The organism is Streptomyces sp. NRRL F-5135 (assembly GCF_000719775.1).
Lineage (GTDB): Bacteria > Actinomycetota > Actinomycetes > Streptomycetales > Streptomycetaceae > Streptomyces > Streptomyces hebeiensis.
In genome coordinates, this window is record NZ_JOHR01000077.1 from 1 (window position 1) to 389 (window position 389).

1 protein-coding gene is annotated in these 389 nt (G+C 73.0%); it reads left to right on the forward strand.

Annotated elements, in window-relative coordinates; genetic code table 11:
- The coding region (locus tag IG02_RS0135570) for an MFS transporter (protein ID WP_030757820.1) at positions 1-389 on the forward strand (389 nt) is incomplete at both ends.

A 389-nucleotide genomic window follows, 5' to 3' on the forward strand; every position in this document is an offset into this window, starting at 1 on the left:
GTCTTCTCCCCCGAGAAGCAGTCCTCGCCCGCCGACATCGCCTCGGTGCTGGCCGTGATGCTGCTGCCCTTCTCGGTGATCGGCCCCTTCGCCGGCGTCCTGCTGGACCGCTGGCGCCGCCGCCAGGTGCTCTACCTGGGCAACCTGGCCCGCTTCGGGCTCGGTCTGGTCACCGGCGGACTGCTCCTGGTCCAGGCGCCGACCTGGCTCTTCTTCGCCTCGGCGCTGCTGGTCACCGCGCTCAACCGGTTCATCCTGGCCGGGCTGTCGGCCGCCCTGCCCCGGGTGGTGCGGCCCGAGCAACTGGTGACCGCCAACGCGCTCTCCCCCACCCTGGGCACCGTCGCGGCGTCCTGCGGCGGCGGGCTGGGCTTCCTGCTGCACCAGGT